At 74.0% G+C, this 26387-nt stretch carries 22 protein-coding genes; 9 read left to right on the top strand and 13 right to left on the bottom strand.

Annotated features, from left to right (window positions below; all coding sequences use genetic code 11):
• Window positions 1-12: 12 nt before the first annotated feature.
• The 6 genes from ACZ49B_RS13535 to ACZ49B_RS13560 form a co-directional block, all read right to left on the bottom strand.
• On the bottom strand, window positions 13-1368 hold the full coding sequence (locus ACZ49B_RS13535) for a lipase family protein (protein WP_468304576.1): 1356 nt from the start codon (window positions 1366-1368) through the stop codon (window positions 13-15).
• Window positions 1369-1457: 89 nt separating this feature from the next.
• Window positions 1458-2921, bottom strand: coding sequence for a cytochrome P450 (locus tag ACZ49B_RS13540; protein ID WP_468304579.1), 1464 nt, complete (start codon window positions 2919-2921; stop codon window positions 1458-1460).
• A complete protein-coding gene (locus ACZ49B_RS13545; RefSeq protein ID WP_468304582.1) occupies window positions 2918-4324 on the bottom strand; it encodes an FAD-binding oxidoreductase in 1407 nt (468 codons plus the stop codon). Before ACZ49B_RS13545 ends, ACZ49B_RS13540 begins: the two co-directional genes overlap by 4 nt.
• 92 nt (window positions 4325-4416) lie before the next feature.
• Window positions 4417-6024: a benzoylformate decarboxylase gene (mdlC, locus tag ACZ49B_RS13550; protein WP_468304585.1), complete on the bottom strand. Its 1608-nt coding sequence runs from the start codon at window positions 6022-6024 to the stop codon at window positions 4417-4419.
• 295 nt (window positions 6025-6319) lie between these two features.
• Window positions 6320-6706 (bottom strand): VOC family protein, encoded by a 387-nt coding sequence (locus ACZ49B_RS13555; protein ID WP_468304587.1) that lies wholly within the window; start codon window positions 6704-6706, stop codon window positions 6320-6322.
• Window positions 6707-6821: 115 nt separating this feature from the next.
• Window positions 6822-7295 (bottom strand): MarR family winged helix-turn-helix transcriptional regulator, encoded by a 474-nt coding sequence (locus ACZ49B_RS13560; protein WP_468304590.1) that lies wholly within the window; start codon window positions 7293-7295, stop codon window positions 6822-6824.
• A 123-nt stretch (window positions 7296-7418) separates the two neighbouring features.
• Between ACZ49B_RS13560 and ACZ49B_RS13565 the strand changes: the two genes are divergently transcribed.
• Both ACZ49B_RS13565 and ACZ49B_RS13570 read left to right on the top strand, forming a co-directional pair.
• Window positions 7419-7829 carry an organic hydroperoxide resistance protein gene (locus tag ACZ49B_RS13565; protein WP_468304593.1) on the top strand — a complete coding sequence of 137 codons (411 nt, stop codon included), beginning with the start codon at window positions 7419-7421 and terminating at the stop codon, window positions 7827-7829.
• 135 nt (window positions 7830-7964) lie between these two features.
• The gene (locus tag ACZ49B_RS13570; RefSeq protein ID WP_468304596.1) at window positions 7965-8585 is read left to right on the top strand and encodes a hypothetical protein; all 621 of its coding nucleotides are present in this window, start codon (window positions 7965-7967) and stop codon (window positions 8583-8585) included.
• 6 nt (window positions 8586-8591) lie between these two features.
• Here ACZ49B_RS13570 and ACZ49B_RS13575 read toward each other — a convergent pair whose 3' ends face one another.
• The 5 genes from ACZ49B_RS13575 to ACZ49B_RS13595 are packed head-to-tail and all read right to left on the bottom strand — an operon-like array spanning window position 8592 to window position 13465.
• Complete coding sequence (locus ACZ49B_RS13575; protein WP_468304599.1) at window positions 8592-9311, bottom strand: alpha/beta hydrolase; 720 nt, start codon at window positions 9309-9311, stop codon at window positions 8592-8594.
• Window positions 9308-10117: a DUF1295 domain-containing protein gene (locus ACZ49B_RS13580; RefSeq protein WP_468304601.1), complete on the bottom strand. Its 810-nt coding sequence runs from the start codon at window positions 10115-10117 to the stop codon at window positions 9308-9310. The genes ACZ49B_RS13575 and ACZ49B_RS13580 overlap by 4 nt, the downstream gene beginning before the upstream one ends.
• Window positions 10114-11391: a class I SAM-dependent methyltransferase gene (locus ACZ49B_RS13585; protein WP_468304604.1), complete on the bottom strand. Its 1278-nt coding sequence runs from the start codon at window positions 11389-11391 to the stop codon at window positions 10114-10116. The genes ACZ49B_RS13580 and ACZ49B_RS13585 overlap by 4 nt, the downstream gene beginning before the upstream one ends.
• On the bottom strand, window positions 11388-12140 hold the full coding sequence (locus ACZ49B_RS13590; protein WP_468304607.1) for a DUF1365 domain-containing protein: 753 nt from the start codon (window positions 12138-12140) through the stop codon (window positions 11388-11390). Before ACZ49B_RS13590 ends, ACZ49B_RS13585 begins: the two co-directional genes overlap by 4 nt.
• Window positions 12141-12160: 20 nt before the next feature.
• Window positions 12161-13465 (bottom strand): NAD(P)/FAD-dependent oxidoreductase, encoded by a 1305-nt coding sequence (locus ACZ49B_RS13595; RefSeq protein WP_468304610.1) that lies wholly within the window; start codon window positions 13463-13465, stop codon window positions 12161-12163.
• Window positions 13466-13747: 282 nt separating this feature from the next.
• Between ACZ49B_RS13595 and sigK the strand changes: the two genes are divergently transcribed.
• Window positions 13748-14368, top strand: a complete 621-nt coding sequence (gene sigK, locus ACZ49B_RS13600; protein ID WP_468304612.1) for an ECF RNA polymerase sigma factor SigK — start codon at window positions 13748-13750, stop codon at window positions 14366-14368.
• Complete coding sequence (locus ACZ49B_RS13605) at window positions 14365-15114, top strand: anti-sigma factor (protein ID WP_468304615.1); 750 nt, start codon at window positions 14365-14367, stop codon at window positions 15112-15114. Before sigK ends, ACZ49B_RS13605 begins: the two co-directional genes overlap by 4 nt.
• Before the next feature lie 361 nt (window positions 15115-15475).
• On the opposite strand, the gene ACZ49B_RS13610 is transcribed toward ACZ49B_RS13605, so the two are convergent.
• Window positions 15476-16099 (bottom strand): helix-turn-helix domain-containing protein, encoded by a 624-nt coding sequence (locus ACZ49B_RS13610; protein ID WP_468304617.1) that lies wholly within the window; start codon window positions 16097-16099, stop codon window positions 15476-15478.
• A 185-nt stretch (window positions 16100-16284) separates the two neighbouring features.
• On the opposite strand from ACZ49B_RS13610, the gene ACZ49B_RS13615 reads away from it, so the two are divergent.
• Together ACZ49B_RS13615 and ACZ49B_RS13620 are read left to right on the top strand one after the other, a co-directional pair.
• A complete protein-coding gene (locus tag ACZ49B_RS13615) occupies window positions 16285-17160 on the top strand; it encodes a class I SAM-dependent methyltransferase (protein WP_468304620.1) in 876 nt (291 codons plus the stop codon).
• Window positions 17157-18605 (top strand): MFS transporter, encoded by a 1449-nt coding sequence (locus tag ACZ49B_RS13620; RefSeq protein WP_468304623.1) that lies wholly within the window; start codon window positions 17157-17159, stop codon window positions 18603-18605. Before ACZ49B_RS13615 ends, ACZ49B_RS13620 begins: the two co-directional genes overlap by 4 nt.
• Before the next feature lie 2 nt (window positions 18606-18607).
• Here ACZ49B_RS13620 and ACZ49B_RS13625 read toward each other — a convergent pair whose 3' ends face one another.
• On the bottom strand, window positions 18608-21865 hold the full coding sequence (locus ACZ49B_RS13625) for an amidohydrolase family protein (protein ID WP_468304626.1): 3258 nt from the start codon (window positions 21863-21865) through the stop codon (window positions 18608-18610).
• Between the two features lie 228 nt (window positions 21866-22093).
• Here ACZ49B_RS13625 and pgm point away from each other — a divergent pair, with 228 nt between their 5' ends.
• The 3 genes from pgm to ACZ49B_RS13640 all read left to right on the top strand — a co-directional run bounded on the left by pgm (window position 22094) and on the right by ACZ49B_RS13640 (window position 26229).
• Window positions 22094-23734 (top strand): phosphoglucomutase (alpha-D-glucose-1,6-bisphosphate-dependent), encoded by a 1641-nt coding sequence (gene pgm, locus ACZ49B_RS13630; RefSeq protein ID WP_468304629.1) that lies wholly within the window; start codon window positions 22094-22096, stop codon window positions 23732-23734.
• Between the two features lie 144 nt (window positions 23735-23878).
• Window positions 23879-25114 carry an FAD-dependent monooxygenase gene (locus ACZ49B_RS13635; RefSeq protein WP_468304632.1) on the top strand — a complete coding sequence of 412 codons (1236 nt, stop codon included), beginning with the start codon at window positions 23879-23881 and terminating at the stop codon, window positions 25112-25114.
• A 389-nt stretch (window positions 25115-25503) separates the two neighbouring features.
• Window positions 25504-26229, top strand: a complete 726-nt coding sequence (locus ACZ49B_RS13640) for an SOS response-associated peptidase (protein ID WP_468304635.1) — start codon at window positions 25504-25506, stop codon at window positions 26227-26229.
• Window positions 26230-26387: the final 158 nt, after the last annotated feature.

Below are 26387 nucleotides of genomic sequence, written 5' to 3' on the forward strand. Positions count from 1 at the left end.
GCGGCGGCGCCGTCAGCGGTCGTAGAGCCGGAAGAAGCGGGTGGCGGTCACCCGGCCCCGGAACGGCGCGAGATCGGCGTCCACGAGCGCGCTCGCCTCGGGAACCTCGTGCTCGAGGTTGTGCGCGTACCGCTCGGCGGCATGGCACAGCGGGAAGGCGTGCGTGTCGTCGGTCCAGGTGAACTCGGTGAACTGCGCCGGAAGTGCGTACGGGGAGACCGAGGAGCGGCCCTCCAGGCTGGGCACCACGTCGTGCTCGTTGACCAGCGAGTACACCCGGGTCCGGGGATCGGCGGGGCGCTTGCCGTCGATGGGGGAGCCGACCGCGACGACGTGCGTGACCTGGTGGATGCCGCAGAAGTCCCGGTCGGCGGCCAGGTTCATGGCGGTGATCCCGCCCAGGCTGTGGCCCACCAGGGCCAGTTCGCAGCCCGAGGGGATCAGCTGGCGCAGCGCCTTGGCGACGGCCCTGGAGTACGGGGTGGCCGGCCTCGCGACCGCGTGCACGGCGCCCAGCAGGTCCTGGGGGCTCTCGTCGCTGACGCCGGACATGCCGGCGAGCTGGACGACGTAGCGCTGGACGCCGTCGGGTCCCACGACCTGCTGGACGAGCAGCGTTCCGTCGGTGCCCACCGCGTCGATGTTGCGGACGTACCCGGCGATGGTGCCGGTGGTGTCGAGGCGTTCGGCGAGCCGGGGGGAGGGCACGAACGGCTCGGCCCGGCCGGGGCCGCGGTCGAGGAGGGCCCAGACCCGGGCGCTGACGCCGAGGATCGGATCTGTACCGGCCAGGGTCCGGCCGGTGGCGACCTCCCAGCCCGCCGCGTCGTTGAGGGGGTTCTCGTCGGTGAGGGCGTTCCACGCGAGGATGTCGGCGAACGAGGGGGCCAGCAGGGCGAAGGCGCGCTCGGCGCCCTTGTTCCCGAGGAGGGAGCGGAAGACGCGGATCGCCTCCCGCTGGCGGTCCCCCTCGACGGCTCTCAGCACGCGCGCGGTGTCGGGGTCTCCGAGCAGCTCGGGATGGGTCACGGCGGCGGCCCGGATCCGGGCCTTGAGGCCCGTCACGGCCAGGCTCACCGCGAGGCTCTCGCGGCTGGTGAACACCCCCGCGAGCCAGCCGATCCGGGCGAGCCCGCGGCCGCGCGGGGCCCAGCCCAGCCCCTTGGGGTCGGTGATCGTCCGCAGCAGGGTGCGCCGGGCGGCGCCGCCTCGGGCGGTGCGCGGCAGCCGCGTGCCGAGGGCGAGTTCGGACGCGTACCGGGAGGCGTCCCCCACTGCGTCGGCGGCCTCCGCGAGCAGGCGGCACACGTGGTGCAGGGAGTCGATGTCCGGTTCTTGCCCGGTGACGGCGGTCATGGCATCGGTCATGCAGGTGCCCTCCGGGGCATGGTGGGGAGCTGTGACGGCCGTGCGGGCGCGGGGCCCGGCGGCTGCCGGTCCCGCGCCGCCGCACGTGGTCAGCGCTGGGCGAGGGTGAGCCGGATGCCGGCCGAGGAGAGGATGCCGGGCAGCGGAAGGCACGGGTCCACCGCGGGCCGGCCGCCCGTGACCCGGTGCCCCCGCAGCACCGCCGCGGCCAGCTCTGCCGCCGTCAGCACCCCCAGGTGCTCGCCGGGGCAGCGCCCGCCGCCGTGGCTGAAGGGCGCCATCCGGATGTCCTGCGCCGCCCCGGGCCGCAGCCATCGGCCGGGCACGAACTGGTGGGCGGCCGGAACGTGTTCGGGATCCCGCTGGTGGAACAGGGCGGGCACCAGTACGGCCGTCCCCGCCGGATAGTGGACCCCGCGCCATTCGGTCTCGGCGCGGGTGACCCGTACGAGGTCGGGCACGACCGGGAACAGCCGCAGCGTCTCCTGAACGCAGGCCCGCAGCCGGGGAAGCTCCGCACCCCCGCCGTCCACCTCGGCCCGCAGCGCTTCCTGCTCCGCCGGATGCGCGGCGAGCAGCAGCAGGGTACGGGCCACGATCGGGGCGACGGCGTCGAGGGCGAGCAGCCAGTGGTGGGCCTGGCCCACCGCGTCCAGCGCGGCCGCGTCCGGTCCGGCGGCGGCGGGGTGGCTGCGCGCGAGCGCGGCCAGGGTGTACGGCTCGGCCCCGGCCGCGTACTCCTCGACGCGGGCGGCGGCCTTGCGGTACAGCGCCTCGGCGGCCACGGCGCGACCCTTGCGCATCCGCATCCAGTTGGCCTCCTCGCGGATCGCGAGCAGCCACCGGGCGAGCTCCTCGTCGCCCGCGGCCGCGTCGCCGAGGACCATCCGGCGCCCGATCCGGGCCACCGTACGGCGCAGCAGCGGGAAGTCCAGCTCGGAGCCCTGGATCAGGGCGGGAGCCTCCTCCGCGACGACGGCCTGGAACTCCGTGCACGAGGGGTGCACGGGCCGGTCCGCCGCGAGCACCTCGTCGTTGACGCGCCGGCGCTCCTCGCGGGTGTCTCCGTGGGAGCAGATGACCCCCGTGGGCTCCAGCAGCGACAGGCCCTTGTACTTGTCGGGCGCGTCCATGGCGAGGGTGCGCACCGGCAGTTCGTAGAACCGCCGGACGTCGGCCTGGTCCAGCAGGACCAGCAGCGTCCCCGACAGGCCGCGCACCTCCACGGGCGCCCCGCCGTGCCGGGCCCGCATGGCCCGCAGGGTCGCGGCCGACCAGCCCTGCTGGCCGAGGGCCGCGTACGCCGCCACGACCCGGGGCCGCAGCTGGAAGGCCCCGCGGACGAACGCGGGCAGCGTGTGGGTGGCGGCGAACCGGACGGTCTCGGCGCGCCCGGCCCGGGCGGGCCGCGGTACGGCGAGGGCCGGGGCGGAGGCCGTGCCGGTGGCCTCGGCGGCCGAGCCGGCGGTGGCCTCGCCGTCAATCCCGGGGTGCGGGCCGGCGTTGGTTCCGGCGTTGGTTTCGGCGGCGGTACGGGCCGCGGCCTCGGTCATGCCTCCACGACCTTGCCGGGGTTGAGCAGGTTCTTCGGGTCGAAGAGGCGCTTGAGCCCGCGCTGCAGCTCCAGGCTGACCGGGTCGAGTTCGCGGGTCAGCCACTCGCGCTTGAGGGTGCCGATGCCGTGCTCGCCGGTGCTGGTCCCGCCGAGGGCGAGGCCTGCGGCCATGATGTCGTCGTACGCGGTCTGGGCGCGGCGGAACTCGTCCGCGTCCGATTCGTCGAAGACGACGGTCGGGTGCAGGTTGCCGTCTCCCGCGTGGCCGAGGGTGAAGATCCGCAGCCGGTTCCGTACGGCGATCTCCTCGATGGTGCCCATGAACTTGGCCAGTTCGGAGCGGGGCACCGCCACGTCCTCGATGAAGGCGGTCGGCCTGCCGCCCAGGGTCGAGGCGAACGCCCCCAGGGCCGGGGTGACCAGCCGCCGGGCCTCGATGACCTGCCGGGACTCCTCGGCACTGGACGCGGTGACCAGGTTCCGGGACCCGGCCTCCTTGCACAGGAGGGCCATCGCCGCGAGATCGCGGCCGGGGTCGGCGGTGTCGCTCTCGATGATCAGCGTGGCGGCGGCGCCCGGGGTCAGCATCGGGTGCCCGTGGTCGGCGACGGCCTGGGAGGTGGCCCGGTCGAGGAGTTCGAGCGCGGACGGGACGTGCCCGGCCGTGGTGATCGCGGCGACGGCGTCCCCGGCCGCCGTCAGGGTCGGGAACTGGGCGAGCAGGGCCAGGGCGGGCGGCCGTACGGGACGCAGCGCGAGCGTGGCTCCGACGATGACGGCCAGGGTGCCCTCGGAGCCGACGAGCAGCCGGGTCAGGTCGTAACCGGCGACCCCCTTGGCGGTGTCCCGCCCGGTCCGCATCCGGCGGCCGTCGGCGAGGACGAGGTCCAGGCCGCGGACGTAGTCGGCGGTGACCCCGTACTTGACGCAGCAGATGCCGCCGGCGCCGGTGGCGATGTTCCCGCCGATGGTGCAGTGCTCCCAGGAGGCCGGGTCGGGCGGGTACGAGAGCCCGTACTCGCCGGCGGCGTCGTTCAGGCGCTTGGTGACCACGCCGGGCTCGCAGCGCACGAGCCGGTTGGCGGGGTCGATCTCGAGGATGCGGTCCATCCGGGCGGTGCTCAGGACGACACAGCCGTCGATCGCGTTCGCGGCGCCGGCGAGACCGGTGCGGGCGCCCTGCGGGACGACCGGGACGCCGAGTTCGTACGCGGTGCGCATGATGTGCCGGACCTGCTCGGCGGTGCGCGGGAAGGCGACGACGGCGGGGGTGCCGGCCTCGGAGAACGGCGCAGCGTCACGGGCGTGCGCGGCCAGGGTCTCGGGGTCGGTGTGCAGGACGTCGGCGTGGTCGGTGAGGAGGGTGCGCAGGCGGGACAGGAGGGGAGTGTCGGGGGACATGTGGGGCCTTCTGGTGGCGAGGTGGGGGGCTGAGGGAGTGTCCGGCGGGTCAGGGCCCGGCCCTGAAGCGCCGGACGCCTCCCGATCCGGGCTCAGAGGGAGGGGAGCTCGGTGGTCACGGGCACGTCGATGAGCACCGGACCGTCCTGCTGGGACGCGGAGTCCCGTACGAGCTTGGTGAGTTCACCTGCGCCGTGGGCCCGGTGGGCGCGCACCCCGTAGCCGTCGGCGACGGCCGTGATGTCGAGACCGGGGATGTCGAGGCCGGGCGCGCCCTGCGCGTGCTCGAGCTGCGCGAACCACTGGAGGATCGCGTACTTGGCGTTGCTGAGGACGACGAAGGTGACGGGGACCTTGTACGTGGCCGCGGTCCACAGGGCCTGCACGGCGTAGTGGATGGAGCCGTCGCCGATGACGCAGACCACGGGCCGCTCGGGTGCGCCGAGCTGGGCGCCGACGGCCGCCGCGGCCCCGAAGCCGAGTCCGCCGCCCGCGGAGAACAGGTAGGAGCCGGGGGCGCTGATCCGGGTGGCCTCGTGGAACTGCGGGACGTTGGAGGGCGATTCGTTGACCCAGAGGGTGTTCTCCGGGGCGCCCTGCGCGATGGCCGTCATGGCGGCGAGCGGGGTCAGGACGCCGTCGGCCGCCTCGGCGAACCGCACCTGCTCGTGCGGCGCGGGCGCGGTCCCGCCGCCGGCCGGGAGCCGGTCCGCGAGCGCCCGTACGGTCAGCGCGAGGTCCGCGACGACCGCGTCCCCGACGGGGGCCTTGGCGGCCTCCTCGGCGTCCCGGGTGAGGAGGACGAGCTCGGTGCCCTCGGGCAGGTGGGACCCCGGGACGTAGGGGTAGTAGCGGAACACGGGCGCGCCGACCACGACGACCAGGTCGTGCCCGGCGAGCTGCCGGCCGAGCGGGCCGATCGCCGGGGCCAGGTCCCCGCGGAACTGCGGATGGCTGCGGGGGAAGGAGACGCGGGCCGAGACGGGCGCCGCCCAGACGGGCAGCCCGGTGCGCTCGGCGAGCGCGAGGACCGCGTCCCAGGCGCCGGAGGCGTCGACGTCGTCGCCGACGACCAGGACGGCGGAGCGGGCCCGGGAGATCCGCTCGGCGAGCGCCGCGACCGTGGCCGCATCGGGCGCGGCGGCGTGCGTGATCCGCCGGGCCGCGGCCGCCCGGCCGGCCCGGTCCTCCGACTCGGTGAGCTCCGCGTCGAAGTCGTCCATGGGCAGGGAGAGGAACACCGGCCCGTGGGGCGGGGTTTCGGCGACCTGCACGGCGCGGGCCAGCGCGGCCGGGACGTCCGCCGGGCGCGGGGGCTCGTACGCCCACTTGACGGCGGGCTGGGGGAGCAGCGTGGCCTGCGGGTTGGAGAGCAGGGCCTCCATGGTGAGCATGGCGCGCACCTGCTGGCCTGCGGTCACGACCATCGGGGTGCGGTTCGCGCGGGCGCCCAGGATCGCGCCCATCGCGTTGCCGGTGCCGGGACCGGTGTGCAGGTTGACGAGGGAGGTGGTTCCGGAGGCGAGGGCGAAACCGTCGGCCATGCCGACGACGACGGCCTCCTGGAGGCCGAGCACGTACCGGAAGTCGTCGGGGAACCGCTTGAGCATCGGCAGTTCGGTCGAACCGGGGTTGCCGAAGACCGTGGTGATACCACGTGCTCGTAGAACGTCCAGGACTGATTCTCGAACCGTGCGCATTCGGTGTCCTTCCGCGCAGCCGGGGGCACTGTCGGTGATCAATCCAGCACACTGAGTTGATCTTTACAAAAGGCCTCCACGGCCCACCCGTGTCTGCTACGCGCCTGCTGCGGATCCGCCCCGGTACCGGCCCCGTGCCCGGGCGCGGTTGACGCCGCGTCCATGGACCGGGCCGGATGTCCCCCCGATGGGTGGAGGGCGCATTCACTCCACCGGCGGGGCGCGCCGAATTCGGCCGGTCACGCCCCCACCCCCTGCGAAAGCCGGCGTACGCCGGTCGAGCCGTACGGCGCGTTCAGGGGCGGAACCGCAGGGGATGGTCCGCCGGAACCTCCACCACCGCGATGCGGACGCCGTCCGGGTCGGCGATCCACATCTCGATCAGCCCCCAGGGCTCGCGCCGCGGCGGCCGCAGCACCTCGGCTCCGCCCGACCGCAGCTCCTCGTACGCGGCCTGCACGTCGGCGACTTGCAGCCACAGTCGGAGCCCGGGCGCCGGCGGGGTATCGGCGCGGCCCGAGACCTCGAGGAAGCCGCCGCCCAGGAAGTAGACCGTGCCGCGTTCCGGCCCGGTGCCGAACTCCCGGTAGACGGCGAGCCCCAGTGTGCCGCCGTAGAAGGCGCGCGAGCGCTCCGGGTCCGTGGGGGTCAGCAGGATCCTGCTGCCTTGTACATGCACCATGCCGACGAACCTAAGCCCTCTGCACGGCGTGCGCCTCGCGGGCGGCGCCCGTCGGCCACGGCCGGGGGCGTGAGGGGGGCCCGGTACGGGGCGCCGCCTCGGCTCCAGCCGGCCGTCACACCTCCGGGACGGCGGCGTCCAGCGCGGCGGTGAGGCGGTGCAGGCGGGTCTGGAGGTCGCGGATCTCGGCGAGCTCGAAGCCGGTGGCCGCCGCGATCCGGCGCGGTACCTCCGCCGCGCGTGCGCGCAGCGCCGTACCCGCCCCGGTGGGGCCGACGCGTACGGACCGCTCGTCCTCGGTGCTGCGCTCGCGGTGGACCAGCCCGGCGGCCTCGAGGCGCTTGAGCAGGGGGGACAGCGTCCCCGAGTCGAGCCTCAGGTGGTTGCCGAGCTCCTTCACGGGCGTCGTGCCGTGCTCCCAGAGCACCAGCATGACCAGGTACTGGGGGTAGGTCAGGCCGAGGTCCTTGAGGACGACCCGGTAGAGGCCGTTGAAGGCCCTGCTCGCTGCGTTCAGCGCGAAGCAGATCTGGCCGTCCAGGCGGAGGAAGTCCTCCTCGCGGAGGGTTTCGGTGGGCTGCTCGCTCATGGGGCAAGTGTACCCGGGCAAAGCTTGCGGGTCATTTAGTTGTGCACAACTGAATTGTGTGCTCTAGTAGTGGATGTCAGCCGATCACCGGCCGGCACGGTCACCACCCCGAGAGGAACCCCGATGGACGCGCTCTACACCGCTGTCGCCACCGCCAACGGCCGCGAAGGCCGCACGGTCAGCTCCGACGGCCAGATCGACCTTGCGCTCGCCATGCCCCCGGCGCTCGGGGGCAACGGTCAGGGCACCAACCCCGAGCAGCTCTTCGCGGCGGGCTACGCGGCCTGCTTCGCCAGCGCGCTCGGCCTGGTCGGCCGGCAGGCCAAGGTCGACACCGGTGAGGTGTCGGTCACCGCGGAGGCCTCGATCGGCAAGGACGACACGGGCTTCGGCCTGGCCGTCACCCTGCATGTCGAGCTCCCGGAGTCCCTCGCCGGTGAGACGGGCGCCCTGCTGGTCAAGCAGGCCCACGAGGTCTGCCCCTACTCCAAGGCCACCCGCGGCAACATCCCGGTCGAGCTCGTGATCGAGTAGTCCCGATCGGGGGCCCTGTCGCCAGGGCCCCCGGCTCGCCCCCCCGGTCCCCGGACCGGCTGTCGGGGGTGTTTCAGGGTCGGCTCAGGGCGTTCCCCGAGGGCGGGGCGATCCGTGCGCCGACATGATCAGCGCATGTCGAACACACCTTGGCAGCGGGCGGCGTTCACCGTCGGGCCGCTCTGCATGACGGCCTACGGACTCATCCGGCTGACCGACGGGGAACACGGCCCCGGACTGTCCTGGTCCCTGGGGCATCTCGCCTTCCTGGCCGCCGTGTTGTGCTTCGTCCCGATCGTCCTGGGGATGCGGCGGATGGCGGTGCGGGGGCGCGGCCCGGCAGGCCGGGGGCTCGCCGCCGCAGGGGTGGTGGCGGGCCTGCTCGGCGCTGCCGCGGTCGTCGCCCAGGTGGTCATCGACCTCGCCGCCGGGTTCCTCAGCGAGGACCGCGAGGCGATGCGCGCATTCTTCCGGCGCGTCCAGTCCCACGCGGGTGTCGAACCCGCCGTCTACAGCGTCGGTCCGCTCCTCTTCTACGTCGGCCTCCTGCTGCTCATGACCCAGCTCGCGGCGCTGCGGCGGATCGCCGCCTGGCGGCCCGCCGCCGTGGTCGCGGCCATCGTGGCCACCGGGGTCAGCCTGGACCTGCTGCCGCTGGCAGGGCTGCTGTTCCTCTTCGCCTTCGCGCCCCTGGGCCGGCAGGTCGAGACCCCCGACCGTCGCCCCCTGACGGCCACGGCTCGCCCGGGCAGCTGACCGGACTCACCCGATCCCGGTCCGGATCCCCCGGGCCGGAGCCCGCAGACCCGGCCTCGCCGCGGGGACCGCGCCGGTGAACAGGTCCTCCGGGAGGGCGGTGAGGCCGAGCAGGCCCAGCGTGGTGTCGGTGGCGATCCGGTGCCAGTTGCGCGCCTGGCGGAGCATCGCGTGCCGCCCGTACGGCATGACGATGCCCCCGGCCCGGGCGCCCCGCGCACGGGCCCGGCGTACGTAGTCCCAGGACGCCTGCGCATCGGTGACGCGGTCCGCCTCGTCGTGCAGGAGCACCACGGCCGTCTCCCCGAGATGCAGCACCGGTTCGCCCGGCGGACACCACGGCGCGAGCCCGACCACGGCGCGGACCAGCGGGTCGGCGGCGGCCCGCAACGCGGCCCGTCCTCCCATGGAATGCCCGACCAGCACCACGGGCAGCGCTCCGGCCACGCAGCGCAGTTCGCGCAGGGCCTGCCAGACGTCGTGGACCGGATCCGCGCGGTGGCCGTTCCAGCCCCGGTGTACGTAGCGGACCTCCGCCACGACCACGTCCTGCGCCGGTCCGGCGTCCGCGATGGCCCGCGCGAACGGAAGCATCCGCAGCCCCGGCAGGTTCGGCCGTGGCGGCGCCTCGAGCCCGTCCGGGCGCCCACCGTGCAGCAGGAGCACCGCGGCGGTCGGGTGCCGCGGCACCCGGCGCAGCGCCAGTGCGCCCGTCGGCTGCTTCATGCGCGGCCCCGCCAGGGCGGAAGCGGGAGGAACCCGCTGGTACGGGCGATGTAGCCGGCGTAGCCGGGACGCTCTGCCATATGGGCCTCCATCAGGCGCTTGCCGCTCCCCTTGATCAGCAGCAGTGTCATGACCACCGGCGACACCAGGCACAGCAGGGCGGCCCCCCACGTGCCGCAGGCCATCAGGTAGATCCCCCACCAGACCAGGAAGTCGCCGAAGTAGTTGGGGTGGCGGGTCCATGCCCACAGCCCCCGGTCCATGACCGTACCGCGGTGCGCCGGATCGGCCTTGAACCGGGCGAGCTGCAAGTCCGCGACGGCCTCGAAGACCAGCCCCACCGCCCAGAGCGCGCAGCCGAGCGCGGCGAGGGCGCCGATGGGGGAGCCCGTGTACGAGGCGCTCTGCACGGGCAGTGAAACCAGCCAGACCAGGCCCGCCTGGAGCAGGTAGACCTTGAACAGGGCGCGCACGTGCGGGTTGCCCCGCCCCCGGGCGAGGAACTTCGTGTAGCGGGGGTCCTCGCCGTGCCCGCGGCCTCGCCAGGCGACGTGCCCGGCCAGCCGCACCCCCCACACGACGGTGGCGGCGGCGACCAGGAGCCGCCGGCCACCGTCCCCGTACCCCGAGGAGAGGACGTACGAGACCGCCGCGACCGCGGCGAAGGCCAGGCCCCAGGCGATGTCCACCGTCCGGTGCAGGCGTCGGGCCGTCCCGACCGCGAAGGCCAGGAGCAGCACGGTGACGGCCGCGGCGGCGGCAGCGGCCAGGTTGCTCCCGAGGGCCTCCCAGGAGACCGGGTTCACCGCCCCGCTCCCAGTGAGACGTCCTCCGTCAGCAGCAGTTGCCGGACATCGAGGTAGCGGGCCCGGAACCCGGCCTCGGAGTAGGCGAGGTAGAACTCCCACATGCGCCGGAACGTCGGGTCGAAGCCGAGCGCCGCCACGGCGCCGGCCTGCTCCGTGAAGCGTTCCCGCCACAGCTGCAGGGTCTGGGCGTAGTGGTCGCCGTACCCCTGGTCGGAGACGATGCGCAGCCCCGCCCCGGCCGCGTGCGTCTCGATGGCCTCGCGGGAGGGGATGAGGCCGCCGGGGAAGACGTACTTGCTGATCCAGGTGTGCGTACGGGAGGTGCGCAGCATCTGTTCGTGGCCCATGGTGATGGCCTGGAGTGCGATCCGCCCGCCCGGAGCCACCGCATCGCGCAGGGCGGCGAAGTACGTCGGCCAGAAGTCCCTGCCGACCGCCTCGATCATCTCCACGCTCACCACCGCGTCGTACCGGCCCTCCAGATCGCGGTAGTCCCGCAGTTCCACGTCCACGCGGTCGGCCAGCCCCGCGGCGGCGATACGGCGGCGCGCGAGGTGCTGCTGCTCGGCGGACAGGGTCACGGTCGTCACGCGCGCACCGCGGGCGGCCGCGCGCAGGGCGAGTTCGCCCCAGCCGGTGCCGATCTCCAGCAGGCGCTTGCCCGGGCCGACGCAGGCGAGGTCCAGCAATCGGTCGATCTTCCGGTGCTGCGCGGCCGGCAGGCTTTCGCGGCGCGCGGGGAACGCGGTGAAGACGGCGGAGGAGTACGACAGGGTCTCGTCGAGGAAGAGCGCGAACAGCTCGTTCGACAGGTCGTAGTGGCGGTGGACGTTCTGCCGGGCGCCGGCCCGGGAGTTCAGCTGGGCCTCGGGCCTGTGCCGCACCCACGCCCCGCGCAGCCGGCGCAGCGGGGCGGGGACGAGATCGTCCACGTGCGCGGCGAGGACGGTCAGCAGACCGGTCAGGTCGTCGCTGTCCCATTCGCCCGCCATGTAGGACTCGCCGAAACCGATCAGCCCGTGTGCCCCGATCCGGCGGAAGAACGCGTCCGGGTCGTGGACCGTCAGCGAGGGCCCACTGCCGACGGGCGGCTCGGCGCCGAACCGGCAGCGCAGGGGCAGCGCCGTCACGGCGCGGCGGACGAGCCGCCGGGCGACGGCCGCGTGCCCGAAGGGCGCCGCCGGCAGGCTCGCCACGTCCGGCCACGCCCGTGCGTCGAGGGAGTACCGCTCCACGGGTTCGTCGATGGTTCGGGGGAGGGAAAGGGTCACGGGGCGATGCCTTCCTCGGGTGCGCGCTCGGGCCGGGGCTGTACGGGCAGCCCGCGGAGCAGCAGGTGGATGCCGTGGCGGCGGATTCCGGCCCAGACGGCGGCGGTGGACCACGGCCGCCGGGCGGCGGCGCGCAGCAGGGCGAGGGGGGTGGCGGGGCGGTGGCGGCCGCACAGGGTCGCGGTGAAGGGCCGCTGCCCGGCGCGCTCGAGCCGGACGATGACCTCCAGCCGCTCCCGCGGCTCCGGCAGCCGCATGCGGTAGCGGCCGTCGACGGGGAAGAACGGCGAGACGTACAGCTCCTTCGCCATCTCGGCCCGGCCGGCTTCGTCCGTACGCAGCAGGTGGCAGTGGCGCTGCCCGTACGTGTTGTGGACCTCGGCCACCACGCAGACCAGGGCGCCGGAGCGGTCGTGGCACCAGTACAGGGTCAGCGGGTTGAAGACGTACCCGAGGACCCGCGCGTGGGCCAGCATCAGGACCCGCCCGCCGTCGACGTGCACGCCCCGGGAGGCCAGGTACGCGTCGAGGCCGGCCCGGACGGTCGGTGCGGCGGCGTCGAAGTGGTCGCGGGCGTCGAACCGGGCCAGGGGGCGCAGCGCCCACGGCAGCCGGGGGAGGGCGTCCAGGTCCACGAGCCACATGTACGTGCGGTGCCGGAAGGCGTGTCGCACCGGGGCCGTCCGCACGTGGGAGACGACGCAGTCGTACAGGGCCGGCACGGCCACGGCGGGGAGGGCCGGACGCATTCCCGGCGCCACCGCCGGGGTCACCACCGGACACCCAGCGCGGCGGCGGCCCGCACGCCCGAGCGGCAGCCGTCCTCGTGGAACCCCCACCCGTGGTACGCCCCGGCGAAGGCCGTGACCGAGGTGTTGAGGCGGGGCAGCGATCGCTGCGCGGCCACCGACTCGGGCGTGTAGACGGGGTGCGCGTACTCCATGCGGGCCAGGACGTGCTCGGGGTCGATCCGCCCGCCCGCGTTCAGGGTGACGACGTAGGCGGTGTCGCCCGGCAGCCGCTGCAGCCGCGTCATGTCGTAGCTGACCCGGACCCCCTCCGCCCCCGGGCGGCAGTCGGTGAGGTGGTAGTTCCAGGAGGCCCGGGCCCTCGGCGAGCGGGGCAGCAGAGTGGTGTCGGTGTGCAGCACGGTCGGGTTCGCCTCGTACCGGAAGGCGCCGAGGACCCGCTGCTCGTCCCGGGTGGGGTCGGCCAGCAGACGCAGCGCCTGGTCCGGGTGCGTGGCGATGACGACGGCGTCGTAGGCGTCGGTGATGCCGTCGTCGCTGCCCACCAGGACGCCGCTGGGTATGCGGTCCACCCGGACGACCGGGCTGGCGGTCCGGACGTTGCTGATCTCCTTCGCGACCTTGTCCACGTAGGCGGCGCTGCCACCGGTGACGGTCCTCCACCGTGGGGAGCCCGTCACGGACAGCAGCCCGTGGTGGTCGAGGAAGCGGAACAGGTACGCGGCCGGGTACTCCAGCGCGGTGTGGGCGGGACAGGACCACACGGCCGACACCAGCGGCGTGATGAAGTGGGTGACGAAGTAGGGGGAGAACCCGCCGTCGGCGAGGAACGCCCGGAGGGTGTACCGCTCCGGGCCGCCCCCGCCGGAACCGTCGCCGACGGAACGGCCGGCGACCGGTCCGTCCGCGTCCAGCAGGTGACGCGCGCGGCGATGGAAGAGCGGTACCTCCGCCAGCATCCGCAGGTACCGGGCGCGCAGGGCGGCCCGTCCGGTGAACAGGCCGAGGGGCCCGCGGGCACCGGCGTACTCCAGGCCGCAGCCGTCGCACCGCACCGACATGCTCATCTCGGAGTCCTGCGTGGCCACTCCGAGTTCGCGGAAGAGCCGTAGCAGCAGCGGGTAGGTGCGCGCGTTGTGGACGATGAACCCCGAGTCCACGCCCACCGTCCCCCCGCCCGGGGCGGGCAGTTCATGGGTGTGGGCGTGGCCTCCCAGCCGGGGGTCCGCCTCGTACAGCGTGACGTCGCAGGCCTTCTGCAGGACGTAGGCGGCGGTCAGTCCCGCCACACCGCCGCCGATCACGGCCACGTTCCTCGTACGCACAGTTGCTCACTCCCCACCGTTCGCCACGCCGTCGTCCGTGACGGCGGTTCACCCCTGCTTCGCGGCCGAAGTGCTCGCGGATTGGTGGCAGTTGTCGAAAGCGGAATGAGTTTGCGGCGCAGGTGGTGCAGGTGGTGCACATCGATCGGGAATTGGCGAGCGGGTTGACCAATCCGCACAGATGTCCGCTCCGAAGACCGGTTGAGAACGCAGACCTGGCAGCATCCGGAGCGGTCGGCTCTCTTGTGTGGAAGGGCCGTCCCTTCGAGAGGAAGGACTGTCATGCGACGGACGGACCGCGGCGGACCATCCGCCACCACCGGGCAACCGCTGCCCTTCGGCGTCCCCGACGCCGTGGGCCCCCGGCTCGAAGACCTGATGTCCCGGGTGGCCCGCGGTGACAAGGACGCCTTCTCCGCCCTGTACGACGCCCTGTCCGCGACCGTCTTCGGGACGGTCGTCCGGGTCGTACGCGACCGTGCCCAGTCCGAGGAGGTGGCGCAGGAGGTGATGATCGACCTGTGGCGGCAAGCCGCCCGCTACCGCCCCGAACAGGGCAGCGTGCGCACCTGGGCCGCCACCCTCGCCCACCGACGGGCCGTCGACCGCGTCCGCTCCGCCCAGGCCGCGATCAACCGCGAGTACGACCAGGCCGCCCGCGACCAGGCGCGCCCGTTCGACGAGGTCGCGGAACAGGTCGAAACCCGTCTGGAGAGCGAACAGGTACGGCGCTGCATGCGCGGCCTGACCGAGATCCAGCGCCAGGCCGTCACGCTGGCCTACTACCAGGGCCTGTCCTACCGCGAGGTCGCCGAGACCCTGCGCACTCCACTACCGACGATCAAGACACGCATGCGCGACGGGCTCATCCGGCTGCGCGACTGCATGGGGGTGACCACATGAAGCACGACGGGGAACTGCACACCCTCACCGGCGCGTACGCCCTCCACGCACTCACACCTGCGGAGCACGAGGCGTTCACCGCGCACCTCGCCGACTGCCCGTCCTGCCGGCAGGAGGTGGCCGAATTCTCCGCCACCGCCGCCCGCATGGCCGCCGCTGCCGCCCTCCCGCCGCCCGCGCGGATGAAGGACGAGGTCCTGTACGGCATCGATTCGGTCCGCCAACTGCCCCCGCTGCTGCCCGCGGCGGCCAGGCAGCTCACGTTCGGCGCCGTCCTGCGCCGCAAGGCCGTTCCGCTGGCCCTCGCCGCGAGCCTCGCCGCGGCGGCCGCCCTCGGGGGCGTCACCGTCTGGCAGGGCCAGCGCACCGACCAGGCCCGGCAGCAGGCGGAGGCCTCCGAACGCCGCCTCCAGGACCTCACCGCCGTGATGGCCGCCCCCGACGCCCGAACGGTGCGCGGCCGCACCACCGGCGGCGCCACCACCTCCGTGGTGAGCTCCAAGCAGCAGAACGGGGCGGTCTTCATCGGCACCGGGCTTCCCGACCCCGGCGAGGGCAGGGCGTACCAGCTCTGGTTCGACGATCACGGCACCATGCGCCCCGCCGGGCTCATCACGCACGAGGGTGCCACGCTCATGCAGGGCAGCCTGCGGGGCGCCTCCGGGGTGGGACTCACGATCGAACCCGCAGGCGGATCCGCCCAGCCCACCAGCCGCCCCCTGATGCTCCTCGCACTGCCGGCCTGACCGGCAGATATGAGGAGACGGGAATAAACAGCTCATACCTCTTGACTCGCGCGAAATAGGGAGGAAACTCGTCAATACACCGGACAACCAGAGAGAGCCGCACTCACTTCCGGAGACGTCCAGAAGTCCGCGTGACCCCCATCTCGGCTCTGGCCAGGCCCCCGGCAGATCCTGTCGGTGCGGGAGCCGTCAGCGACGGCTGAACTCCCGGAACCGGAACAGGACCGCCGGGGACTGCTCTGTCCGGGAGCCTCTGGTTCCGGGAAGGGCGAGGTCCTGCGGAACCCGGGTACCAGCCTCCTCGTGCCGGCCGCCGGCCGCCGGCTGCCCCGGCCGCCGGCCTTGCGACCGCCTCGCGGCGTCAGCCGCGGGGTTTCGCGCGGACGTGCATGCGCTCGCCCTGTCGCCCGAAGAGGCTGAGGATCTCGACGGGCCGTCCGTCGGCGCTGCTGAACCAGTGGGGCAGCCGGGTGTCGAACTCGGCGACCTCGCCGGGGCCGAGGACCAGATCGTGCTCGGCGAGCACCAGCCGCAGCCGGCCCTCCAGCACGTACATCCACTCGTAGCCCTCGTGGGTACGGAGGTCCGGCTCGCCGCCCCGGTCGGAGATGACCAGCTTGTACGCCTGGAGCGGGCCCGGACTCCGGGACAGCGGGACGAACGAACCGCCGCTCGGCAGCGTACGGGGCGTCAGCCGGACCCGGGGGTCGCCCACTTCGGGGGCGCCGACCAGGTCGTCCAGCGGCACGTGGTACGCACCCGCCAGCGGCAGCAGCAGTTCCAGGCTGGGGCGGCGCTGCCCCGACTCCAGCCGGGACAGGGTGCTCTTGGAGATGCCGGTGGCCTCGGAGAGCGCGGCGAGGGTGAGGCCGCGCTTGGCGCGCAGCCGCTTGAGCCGGGGGCCGACCTCGTCGAGGACCGCTTGGTAGGGCAGCGGCGGCGTGTCCGACGGCGTGCCCGGTGGCGTGTCGGAGGGTGTGTCCATGGAGGCATTCCACCCCGCCGTCCCGGAAACAGCAACAAGAGTTGTCGTGACCGGGCCTCGGGGGCAGGCTCCGCGGCATGAACCCACACAGCGATTCCAGACCCGGGCACGGTCACGGACAAGGTCACGGACATGGTCACGGACACGGACACGGACCTGGTCACGCCGACCTCGACTGGGACGTCATGGCAGCCCAGTTGGAGCGGAGCGGCGAACTCCAGCTCCCCGTCCTCCACCGGACGGCGGCCCACCTGAGCGAACTGCTCGGCCCCCCGGCCGAGGTCCGGCGGATCCTCGACATCGGCAGCGGGCCGGGCGTGATGACCTGCGTGCTCGCCGAAGCCTTCGCAGGGGCCGAAACCGTCGCCGTGGACGGCACCCCCGGACTGCTGGACCGCACCCTCGCCCGCGCCGAGCGGCTCGGCCTCGGCGCCACGGTGACCGTACGGCACGCGGAACTGCCCGAGGGCCTGCACGGCGGAGACGGAGGGGCGACGGACGGCGGCCCCGGTACGGCGGATCTGATCTGGAGCAGCAAGACCGTGCACCACCTCGCCGATCAGCAGGGCGCGCTGAACGCACTCGCCGCTCTGCTGAGGCCCGGCGGGCTGCTCGCCGTGGCGGAAGGCGGCCTGCCGGTGCGCTTCCTCCCGCGCGACATCGGGATCGGCACACCCGGCCTCCAGGCCCGGCTCGACGCCGTCCAGGAGCGCTCGTTCGAGACGATGCGCGCCGAGCTCCCCGGCAGCGTCCCCGTCGTCGAGGACTGGCCCGCGATGCTCGGCCGCGCCGGGCTCACCGGTGTCGGCAGCTTCACGTACCTCCTCGACCTGCCGGCTCCCCTGGACGGGACGGCCCGCAGTTTTCTGCACACCCAGCTGACCCGGCTGCGGGAGAACGCCGGCGACCTCCTGAACGCCGAAGACCTCGGGACGCTCGACGTACTGCTCGATCCCGAGGCGCAGCGGGGCATCCTCCACCGGCCCGACGCCTTCCTCCTGTCCGCCACCACGGTCTTCACGGGCCTGCGCGCGGCCGACGGCGAACGGAGCGCACGATGAAGCGCCTCGCTGCAGGCCGCGTCGAGGCGCTGTCCGGGAGCGGCGAGGGGAAGGCGACCTCGGTCCGGTGGGCGCCGGCCGGCCTGTCCCTGTCCATGCTGCTGTCCTCGCTCGGCACCAGCACCGCGAACGTCGCCCTGCCCACCCTGGCGCAGGTGTTCGGCGCCTCGTTCCAGCAGGTCCAGTGGATCGTCCTCGCCTATCTCCTCGCCATCACGACCCTGATCGTCAGCGTCGGCCGACTCGGTGACATGATCGGCCGCCGCAGGCTCCTCCTGTCCGGGATCTCCCTGTTCACGGTGGCCTCGGTGCTGTGCGGACTCGCCCCCACACTCGGGCTGCTGATCGTCGCCCGGGCGGCGCAGGGCCTCGGTGCGGCCACCATGATGGCGCTGACCATGGCGTTCGTCGGTGAGACGGTGCCGAAGGAGAGGACCGGCAGCGCCATGGGGCTGCTCGGCACCATGTCCTCGATCGGCACGGCCCTCGGCCCTTCGCTCGGCGGTCTGCTGCTCGCCGGCCCCGGCTGGCGGGCGATCTTCCTCGTCAACGCCCCGCTCGGGGTCCTCGCACTGCTCCTGGCCCACCGCCACCTGCCCGTCGACCGGCGGGACGCGAAGACCGGCCGGGGCCGCTTCGACCACGTGGGCACTTTGCTCCTCGCACTGACGCTCGGGGCCTATGCCCTGGCCATGACCGTGGGGCGCGGCAGCTTCGGTCCGCTCAACCTCGCTCTCCTCTTGGCGGCCGTCCTCGGAGTGGGCCTGTTCGTACGAGCCGAGGCGAGCGTGGCATCCCCGCTGATCCGCTTGGCCGTGTTCCGCGATCCGCTGCTGAGCGCGAGCCTCGGCACGAGCGCGCTCGTCTCCACCGTGATGATGACGACGCTGGTGGTCGGCCCGTTCTACCTCTCGCGTGCGCTCGGGCTCGGCGAAGCCCTGGTCGGACTCGTCCTGTCGGTCGGTCCGCTCGTCGCCGCACTGACCGGCGTGCCCGCCGGCCGTATCGCGGACCGCTTCGGCGCACAGCGCATGACCGTCGCGGGGCTCGCCGGCGTGGCCGTGGGCTGCGCGGCCCTGTCCCTCACGTCGGTGACGCTCGGCGTGGCCGGCTACGTCGTCCCGCTCGTGGTCACCACCGCCGGCTACGCGGTGTTCCAGACGGCCAACAACACCGCCGTCATGGCAGACGTCGGCCCGGACCAGCGGGGCGTCATCTCGGGAGTGCTCAACCTGTCCCGCAACCTCGGGCTCGTCACCGGCGCATCCGTCATGGGCGCCGTGTTCGCGCTCGCCTCGGCGACGACCGACGTCACGACGGCGCACCCCGAGGCCGTGGCCCACGGGATGCGGATCACGTTCGCCGTCGCGGCGTCGCTGATCGCCGCCGCGATCGCCCTTGCCGTGGGAGGCCGTGCGCTCGCGCGACGCCGACCGGTCGGCTGACGCTACCCGGTGGCGTGACAGCAGCCGTCGCGCAGCATCAAGTGCCGTTCGCCGAGCCAGTCCACCGGGTCGGCCTGCCGGTGGGCCGGGCCGCCGGCGGCCGGGGAGCCGGCCGTCACGGTGTCCGTCGCCGGAGTACAGGCGGCCACGAGGTCGTCCGTCGTGTGGGGTACGCCGCCCCGGAGGACACCGGAGGTCCGGACCAGCGTGTCGAAATCGGTGAACGGGTCGCCGTCCACGATCGTCAGGTCGGCGATCCGGCCGGGCCGGACCGTGCCGAGTTCGTCGCCGAGGCCGAAGAGCCGGGCCGGCAGGACGGTCACCGTACGCAGGGCCTCGGCCGGGGAGAGTCCGCCCCGGTGCAGGGCGCGCAGCCCCAGGTGCAGAGAGAGCCCGACCGGGACCAGCGGCGCGTCCGTGCCGAGGGCGACCAGGCCTCCCGCGGCCAGCAGCCTGCGGTAGACGTCGGTCTCCCGGCGCAGCGCCGCCAGCTGAGCCGCCGTCGGGGCGGCCGCGGCGGACCGGCGCACCAGATCGGCGTCCCAGGGCGCCATGACGGCCGTGACCCGCCGGTCCTCCGCCAGCGTCGGATCGGCCCCGATCAGTGCGGTGGCCGCGAACGGGGTGGCGATCATCGCGAGCCGCCCGTCGCCCCCGCCGTAGATCTCGGCCACGTCCTCGTGGGAACGGCCCGAGGCGGTGAGCACGTGCCCCGCCTCGGCGCGTTCGGTGGCCTGCAGATGGGTGGTCAGATCCTGGCCCAGCTGAAAGGCCAGGGAGGCCAGGTGGCTTCCGCACCGGACGCCCAGCCGGTCGTGGGCGAACCGGGCGGCCTCCGCCATCACCCAGGACGGGGCCCGTACATAGGTCTTGACGAAATCCCAGTCGAGCGCGGCACCCCGCTCCAGCGACCGGCGCAGCCCTTCCGCCGTGCGGTGGGCGCGCCCCATGCTGTACGCGACGCGCGCCCCGTCGAGGAGCTCGCCGCTGGTCAGCAGCCGCGGCCCGGCGAGCTGCCCCGACGCCACTGCCTCGCGGATCCGGGTCTGTTCGTACGCGAACCCGCCGAGCGAGACGGCCGTCGTGATCCCGTACGTCAGCTGGCCCACGCTCTGGCGGCCCCCGTACATGCTCTGCCACGGGTGGGTGTGGGTGTCCCACAGTCCCGGGACGACCGTCCCGGCCGAGGCGTCGACGTACCGGGAGCCCCCCGATGCCGACGGCCGGGACGCGCGGTGGGGTTCGACGGCGGCGATGCGTCCGGAGCGGACGACGACGTCCACGTCCTCCCGTACCGTTTCGCCCGTGCCGTCCCACAGCCGCCCGGCGTGCACGACGGTGTCGGGCGGCGTGGGACGGCGCCGGTCGAGCGGCAGGCGCACGGTCCTCGGCGGACCGCCGTCCACGCCGATGAGGCGCAGCCGCGTGCCCGAGAGGTACAGCAGGGTCTTCGCGTCACCTGACCACGAGGGATGGTCGGCGGGTTCGGCCGTCAGGGTGCGCAGGTCGCCCCGCGGGGAGCCGTCGGGCGCGACCGGCAGCACGCACAGCGCGGACTCCACGATCACCGCCATGAAGCGGCCGTCGGGCGACCAGACGGGCCCGCTGTCGTACCGGTCGGCGACGGAGGCGTGGGGACCGACGAGGTGGAGGCGGTCGGAGCCCGTTGCCGCATCGACCACCCGGATCAGGTTGTAGCCCTCCCTGAACCGCATGTTGAGCCGATTGCGGTCACACAGGGCGATGCGGGAGCCGTCGGGCGACCAGCTGGGCCGACCCGGCAGCCCGCCCCCGCCGAGCGGCGCGGCGAGGACGCGCTCCGTGCCGCTCGCCAGGTCGCGGACGAGGAGCCGCCCGACCAGGTCGAGGCAGGCGAGCCGCCGCCCGTCGGGCGACAGTGCGGGGAAGGCCCGGCCGCCGGTCGCGAGCGTGCTCTCCGCTCCGGTGGCGAGATCCCGCCGGTGGACCGCCATCAGCCCGTCGCGGTCGTCGCAGTACAGCAGGGACCGCCCGTCGGGCGCCCACGAGGGGGCGAGCAGATAGCGGGTGGGGGCCGCCTGGCGCAGCCGCCGGGGCGGGCGGCCGCCCGAAGTGCTGCCGAGCCACAGCGTGTTCAGGGCGGCGAAGGCGACGTACCGCCCGTCAGGGGACAGTGCGGGCAGATGGATGCCCCGGACCGGGCGCACGCGGCCTTCGGCACCGAGGTCGTACTGCTTCGTCCGGTAGCGCGGACGGTCCGCCGCCATCCGCGCGCGGAAGGGGATCGTCCGGGGCGCCTGCGGCCGCTGCGGGTGGACGAGGGTGAACCGGCCGTCGACCGTGACCAGCAGCTCCCCGGCCGCCGTCCACCGCGGCGGCTGGGCCGCCACGTCCCCGGCGAGGGGCACCGGCCGGCCGTCGACGACGAGGACGCAGGAGGCGTTCGGCGGGGACGTGGTCCGCAGCCATGCCGTACGGCGGCCGTCCGGCGCGACCGCCGGGGCCAGGAGCTGCGCGGCCGGTTCCTGCTCGGTGAACACGACGGTGACCGGACCCGATCCGTCCGCGGCGACCGAGGCGATGGTCCGCGCATCCGCCCGGGGCCCGGTCGCGGCAGCCGTCACCGTCGCCCGGACGAACAGGATCCGCTTCCCGTCCGGTGACCACGTGGGGTCGAAGTCCTCCCAGGGACCGCTCTGCAGGGGCCCCTCCTGCCCGGCGAGTCCGGTCACCGGCGTGACTGCGCCGCTCCCCGGTTCCAGCACGTGGATCCGGTACGGCGCCCCGCCGACCGGATCCCCGGCGCGCTCGGAGGCGAAGGCGATGCGCGTCCCGTCGGGCGACCAGGCCGGCCCGCGGTGGTCGAACGGTCCCTCGGTGCGCTGCCGCAACCCGGTTCCGTCGGGGCGCATGGTCCAGATGTGGTACGTACCGCTGCCGTAGGCGCAGAAGGCGACCGACGCGCCGTCGGGCGAGTGCACGGGCCGGCTCGCCTCCAGGGCCGCCGCGGTGAGCGGCACGGCGTCGCCTCCTGAACCCGGCACCGACCACAGCACGTTGTGGATCTCGGCGATCAGCCGGTCCCCGGCCGGAGACAGGCTCGCCGCGCCGTTCGTGGCCGCCGTGAAGGACAACGGAGCCGGCGCGGACGACGGGCTTCCGGTACCGGCCGCCGCCGCGGGGCCCGCCCCGAGGAGCTCCGCCGCGCCGACGGCGCCCGCCGCAGTGAGCAGCCTGCGGCGGGACAGGTTCCGCGGGTCGGTGCCGTAGGGGGCGTTCATCAGCTGCCACGTCTCCGCAGTCGGGTTCCGGGGGCCGGGGTTTCTGCCGCCGGGCTCAACGACCGGCCGACTCCGCGGTCACTCCGTAGGACACGGCAGGCTGCGTGACCGGGCGCACAGGGGCGGGCCGCGTGGCGAGGCGGCGGTGCGGGCACGTTCAGGGGGCGACACAATGACCACGGTTGTTCTCTTTGAGTCAGTACGGATCGACTACGGAGGAATGGGCGGATGCTCGACGAAAGAGCGGGGCAGCAGGCGCGCCCGGAGGACCTGATCGACGTGGCCCGGCTCGTGACCGCCTACTACGCGCTGCACCCCGATCCGGCGGATCCCGGCCAGCGCGTCAGCTTCGGCACCTCGGGACACCGCGGCTCGTCCCTCGCCACGGCCTTCAACGAGGACCACATCGCCGCGACCAGCCAGGCGATCTGCGAGTACCGGGCCCGGCAGGGCATCGACGGCCCCCTCTTCCTCGGCGCGGACACCCACGCCCTGTCCGAACCCGCACGGGTGACCGCCCTCGAGGTCTTCGCGGCCAACGACGTGACCGTGCTCGTCGACGCCGCGCAGGGCTACACCCCGACGCCCGCGGTCTCGCACGCCATCCTCACCCACAACCGCGGGCGCACCTCGGCCCTGGCCGACGGGGTGGTGGTCACCCCTTCGCACAACCCGCCGGCGGACGGCGGCTTCAAGTACAACCCGCCGCACGGCGGGCCCGCCGGCTCCGAGGCGACCGGCTGGATCCAGGAGCGCGCCAACGAGATCGTCACCGGCGGCATGAAGGAGGTCCGGCGGATCCCGTTCGCACGGGCGGCCGCCGCCCCGACCACCGGTGCGTACGACTACCTCGGCACGTACGTGCGCGATCTGCCGTCCGTGCTCGACCTGGACGCCGTACGCGCCGCGGGCGTGCGCATCGGGGCCGACCCGCTCGGCGGGGCCTCCGTCGCGTACTGGGGGCGGATCGCCGAGGAGCACCGCCTCGACCTGACCGTGGTCAACCCGCACACCGATCCCACCTGGCGGTTCATGACGCTGGACTGGGACGGCAAGATCCGGATGGACTGCTCCTCCCCGTACGCGATGGCCTCGCTGATCGAGCGCCGGGACCGGTTCCAGATCGCCACCGGCAACGACGCGGACGCCGACCGGCACGGCATCGTGACCCCGGACGGCGGTCTGATGAACCCCAACCACTACCTCGCCACGGCGATCGAGTACCTGTACGGCCACCGCGAGCAGTGGCCGGCGGCCGCGGGCATCGGCAAGACGCTGGTGTCCTCGAGCATGATCGACCGGGTGGCCGCCGACCTGGGCCGTGAACTGGTCGAAGTGCCCGTCGGGTTCAAGTGGTTCGTCGACGGGCTCGCCGCCGGCACCATCGGTTTCGGCGGGGAGGAATCGGCCGGAGCCTCCTTCCTGCGCCGCGACGGCTCCGTGTGGACCACCGACAAGGACGGCGTCATCCTGGCCCTGCTGGCCTCGGAGATGCTGGCGGTCACGGGGCAGACCCCGAGCGAGCGGTACGCCGGCCTGACGGCCCGCTTCGGCGAGCCCGCGTACGCCCGTATCGACGCGCCCGCCACCCGCGAGGAAAAGGCGGTGCTGGGTGGGCTGTCCCCCCGGCAGGTCACCGCCGACACCCTGGCGGGGGAGCCGGTCACGGCGGTGCTGACGCAGGCTCCCGGGAACGGGGCCGCCATCGGAGGCATCAAGGTCACGACGGAGCACGCCTGGTTCGCGGCCCGCCCGTCGGGCACCGAGGACGTCTACAAGATCTACGCCGAGTCCTTCCTGGGCCCCGACCACCTGACCCGCGTACAGGAGGAGGCCCGGTCCGTCGTATCGGCGGCGCTCGCCGACTGAGCGGAGCGAGGCGCGGGATGCGGTGGCCGGTGCGGTGGCCGGTGCGGTGTCCGGTGCGGTGTCCGGCTTCGGACGAACCTCCTGCCCCGGCCGGAAAGTCCCAGTAGGGTGGCGGACTCCGAAGAGGGCGCGGAGGGGGCACGTATGCGAGGCGGTACGGTCGCGGTGGTGGGCGGCAGCATTGCGGGCTGCGCCTTGGCGTCGGCAGCGGCCCGGGCGGGCGCGGACGAGGTGGTGGTGCTGGAGCGCACCCACGGACGGCTGGCGGACCGCGGACTGGGGCTCTGCATCCACGACGGGCGCGCCGCCGAACTCGCCTCCACCGGCGCGTTGCCCGCCGGCATCGCCGCGCACCGGCTGACCCGGCGCAGGTGGCTGGTCCGGGACGACACGGCGGCCGGTCCGGCCGGCAGGGTGTTCTGGGAGCAGCCGTTCCCGTTCCACTCCTACCACTGGGGTCTGCTGTGGAGAGGGCTGCGCGAGGCGACACCCGCTTCGGTGGTCTACCGGCAGGGCGCGGCGGTGACCGGCGTGGCCGGCGACGGCGGGCGGGCCGAGGTGCGGCTGGCGCAGGGCACCACCGAGGCGTTCGACCTGGTCGTCGGCGCCGACGGGTACCGCTCGGTGGTACGCGAGGCGGTCTGCCCCGAATCCCGGCCGGCCTACGCCGGGTACGTCTGCTGGCGCGGGAACTTCGACGCGCGACGGCTGGAGGCGCTCGGCGACGGCGGCTGGCCCACCGAGGCCGTGACCACCGTCTGCTTCGGCGGCGGAAGCTGCGTCATCTACCGCATTCCCGGGCCGGACGGCCCCCGCGTGAACTGGGTCCTGTACGCCATGCCCCCGCAGACCGGGCGGCTGCCGTTCGACGACCCGACGAGCTTCCCGCCGGGGCGGGTCACCGAGGAACTCACCGCGCACCTCGGCGCGTTACTGGACCGGGAGTTCCCGCCGTACTGGGCGCAGGTGATCGGGCTGACGGAGCCGGCGGACACCTTCGTCCAGCCCATCTACGACCTGGAGACGGCGCGTACGACGGCCGGGCGGCTGCTGCTCGCCGGCGACGCGGCCACCGTGGTGCGCCCCCACAACACCAGCGGGGCGGCCAAGGCCCTCCAGGACGCCACCGCGTTCGAGGACGCCTGGCGCCGGGCCGGCACCTGGAACGAGCTGCTGCACGCGTACCAGGCCGCGCGGGGCGCGGCCGGGCGGGAGATGGTCGCCCTGGCCCGCCGCCTCGGCCGGGGCCAGGTCGAGCAGACCCCCGCCTGGGCCGCGATGAACCACCGCGCGGCGGAGTCGTGGTGGCAGGGGCAGCTCGGCGGCGCCGCCGACATCGGCGGCCAGGCCATGACAGCCGTGACCCGGAAGGTGCCTTGACCTGCAGCTTCGCTCGCGCCGACGATCGGCCGTGCGCCGCACGGCCGTCAGCCCGGACGGCGAACTGCTCGCCGTCGGGGACCAGGACACGGGACGCGTGGAGCTGTGGGACCTGCACTTGCCGACACAGCGCTCCTGCGGCTGACGCACGGAGCACCGGCGCCCCGCCGTTCGGTGACACCGGCTCGCAGCGGCCGCGTCCGTACCTGCCGGTCACGTCGCTGTGCGGGGCAGCGGCATCGCGGCCTACGCTGGAGACGGCGGCCGTCCGCGGTGAGCGGCCCGGGCGGCCGCCCCGGTGGCTGCGGGCACGTACCCCTCCTTGAATCCCGCGCCCGCGGCGCCGGCCCGGCGGCCGGGGGAGCCGTCGCGGTGGGAGAGTGGATGCCATGTGCGGTCGATATGCCTCGAGCCGAGCCCCCGAAGACCTGGCCGGCCTGTTCGAGGCCCGCTGGGATCCCCGGGAGACGCTGGCGCCGAGCTGGAACGTGGCCCCCACCGACCAGGTCTGGGCCGTCCTCGAGCGCCCCGACCGCGGGACCGGGGAGGTGGAGCGCCGGCTGCGCACCCTGCGGTGGGGCCTGGTCCCCTCCTGGGCGAAGGACCCGAACGGCGGCGCCCGGATGATCAACGCGCGGGTCGAGACGGTGCACGAGAAGCCGGCGTACCGCCGTGCATTCAGCCTGCGCCGCTGCCTGCTGCCCGCGGACGGCTTCTACGAGTGGCAGTCCGTGGCCGCCACGGCCACGGCGAAGGCGTACAAGCAGCCGTACTTCATCGCCCCGGAGGACGCCGAGGTCATGGCCATGGCCGGGCTGTACGAGTTCTGGCGCGACCCGGCCGTGACCGACGAGGACGACCCGGCCGCCTGGCTCGTCACCGCCACGATCATCACCACCGAGGCCGTCGACGCGGCCGGCCGGATCCACCCCCGCATGCCCCTGGCCGTGTCCCCCGAGGACCACGACACCTGGCTGGATCCCGCCTACCAGGACGTCCACGGCCTCCGGACGATCCTCCACACCCCGGCCGACGGCCGCCTCGACGTCCGGCCGGTCTCCACGGCGGTCAACAGCGTGCGCAACAACGGACCGGAGCTGCTGGAGGCTCCCTAGGGGGTGTCCGCACAGTCCTGCCTGGCCCGCGGTGTCTGGTGCCGCACCTCGCCGTGTTGTCGGGGGGGGGGGGACAGGGGGGGGTTCGCGCGGGCCGCCCACATATGGTTGGCCAAAACCCAAACCAATGGGGGGGCTTCTCTTGCGCGCATTAGAGC

Source organism: Streptomyces sp. NPDC031132, assembly GCF_055570595.1.

Excerpts from the sequence above, each read along its gene's own strand:
- ACZ49B_RS13570 (WP_468304596.1), top strand. The coding sequence starts at position 7,965 with ATGTCGAACACACCTTGGCAGCGGGCGGCGTTCACCGTCGGGCCGCTC.
- sigK (WP_468304612.1), top strand. The coding sequence starts at position 13,748 with ATGCGACGGACGGACCGCGGCGGACCATCCGCCACCACCGGGCAACCG.
- pgm (WP_468304629.1), top strand. The coding sequence starts at position 22,094 with ATGCTCGACGAAAGAGCGGGGCAGCAGGCGCGCCCGGAGGACCTGATC.
- ACZ49B_RS13640 (WP_468304635.1), top strand. The coding sequence starts at position 25,504 with ATGTGCGGTCGATATGCCTCGAGCCGAGCCCCCGAAGACCTGGCCGGC.
- ACZ49B_RS13635 (WP_468304632.1), top strand. The coding sequence starts at position 23,879 with ATGCGAGGCGGTACGGTCGCGGTGGTGGGCGGCAGCATTGCGGGCTGC.
- ACZ49B_RS13560 (WP_468304590.1), bottom strand. The coding sequence starts at position 7,295 with ATGAGCGAGCAGCCCACCGAAACCCTCCGCGAGGAGGACTTCCTCCGC.
- ACZ49B_RS13620 (WP_468304623.1), top strand. The coding sequence starts at position 17,157 with ATGAAGCGCCTCGCTGCAGGCCGCGTCGAGGCGCTGTCCGGGAGCGGC.
- ACZ49B_RS13565 (WP_468304593.1), top strand. The coding sequence starts at position 7,419 with ATGGACGCGCTCTACACCGCTGTCGCCACCGCCAACGGCCGCGAAGGC.
- ACZ49B_RS13545 (WP_468304582.1), bottom strand. The coding sequence starts at position 4,324 with ATGTCCCCCGACACTCCCCTCCTGTCCCGCCTGCGCACCCTCCTCACC.
- mdlC (WP_468304585.1), bottom strand. The coding sequence starts at position 6,024 with ATGCGCACGGTTCGAGAATCAGTCCTGGACGTTCTACGAGCACGTGGT.
- ACZ49B_RS13625 (WP_468304626.1), bottom strand. The coding sequence starts at position 21,865 with ATGAACGCCCCCTACGGCACCGACCCGCGGAACCTGTCCCGCCGCAGG.
- ACZ49B_RS13535 (WP_468304576.1), bottom strand. The coding sequence starts at position 1,368 with ATGACCGATGCCATGACCGCCGTCACCGGGCAAGAACCGGACATCGAC.
- ACZ49B_RS13555 (WP_468304587.1), bottom strand. The coding sequence starts at position 6,706 with ATGGTGCATGTACAAGGCAGCAGGATCCTGCTGACCCCCACGGACCCG.
- ACZ49B_RS13575 (WP_468304599.1), bottom strand. The coding sequence starts at position 9,311 with ATGAAGCAGCCGACGGGCGCACTGGCGCTGCGCCGGGTGCCGCGGCAC.
- ACZ49B_RS13605 (WP_468304615.1), top strand. The coding sequence starts at position 14,365 with ATGAAGCACGACGGGGAACTGCACACCCTCACCGGCGCGTACGCCCTC.
- ACZ49B_RS13615 (WP_468304620.1), top strand. The coding sequence starts at position 16,285 with ATGGCAGCCCAGTTGGAGCGGAGCGGCGAACTCCAGCTCCCCGTCCTC.
- ACZ49B_RS13540 (WP_468304579.1), bottom strand. The coding sequence starts at position 2,921 with ATGACCGAGGCCGCGGCCCGTACCGCCGCCGAAACCAACGCCGGAACC.
- ACZ49B_RS13590 (WP_468304607.1), bottom strand. The coding sequence starts at position 12,140 with ATGCGTCCGGCCCTCCCCGCCGTGGCCGTGCCGGCCCTGTACGACTGC.
- ACZ49B_RS13610 (WP_468304617.1), bottom strand. The coding sequence starts at position 16,099 with ATGGACACACCCTCCGACACGCCACCGGGCACGCCGTCGGACACGCCG.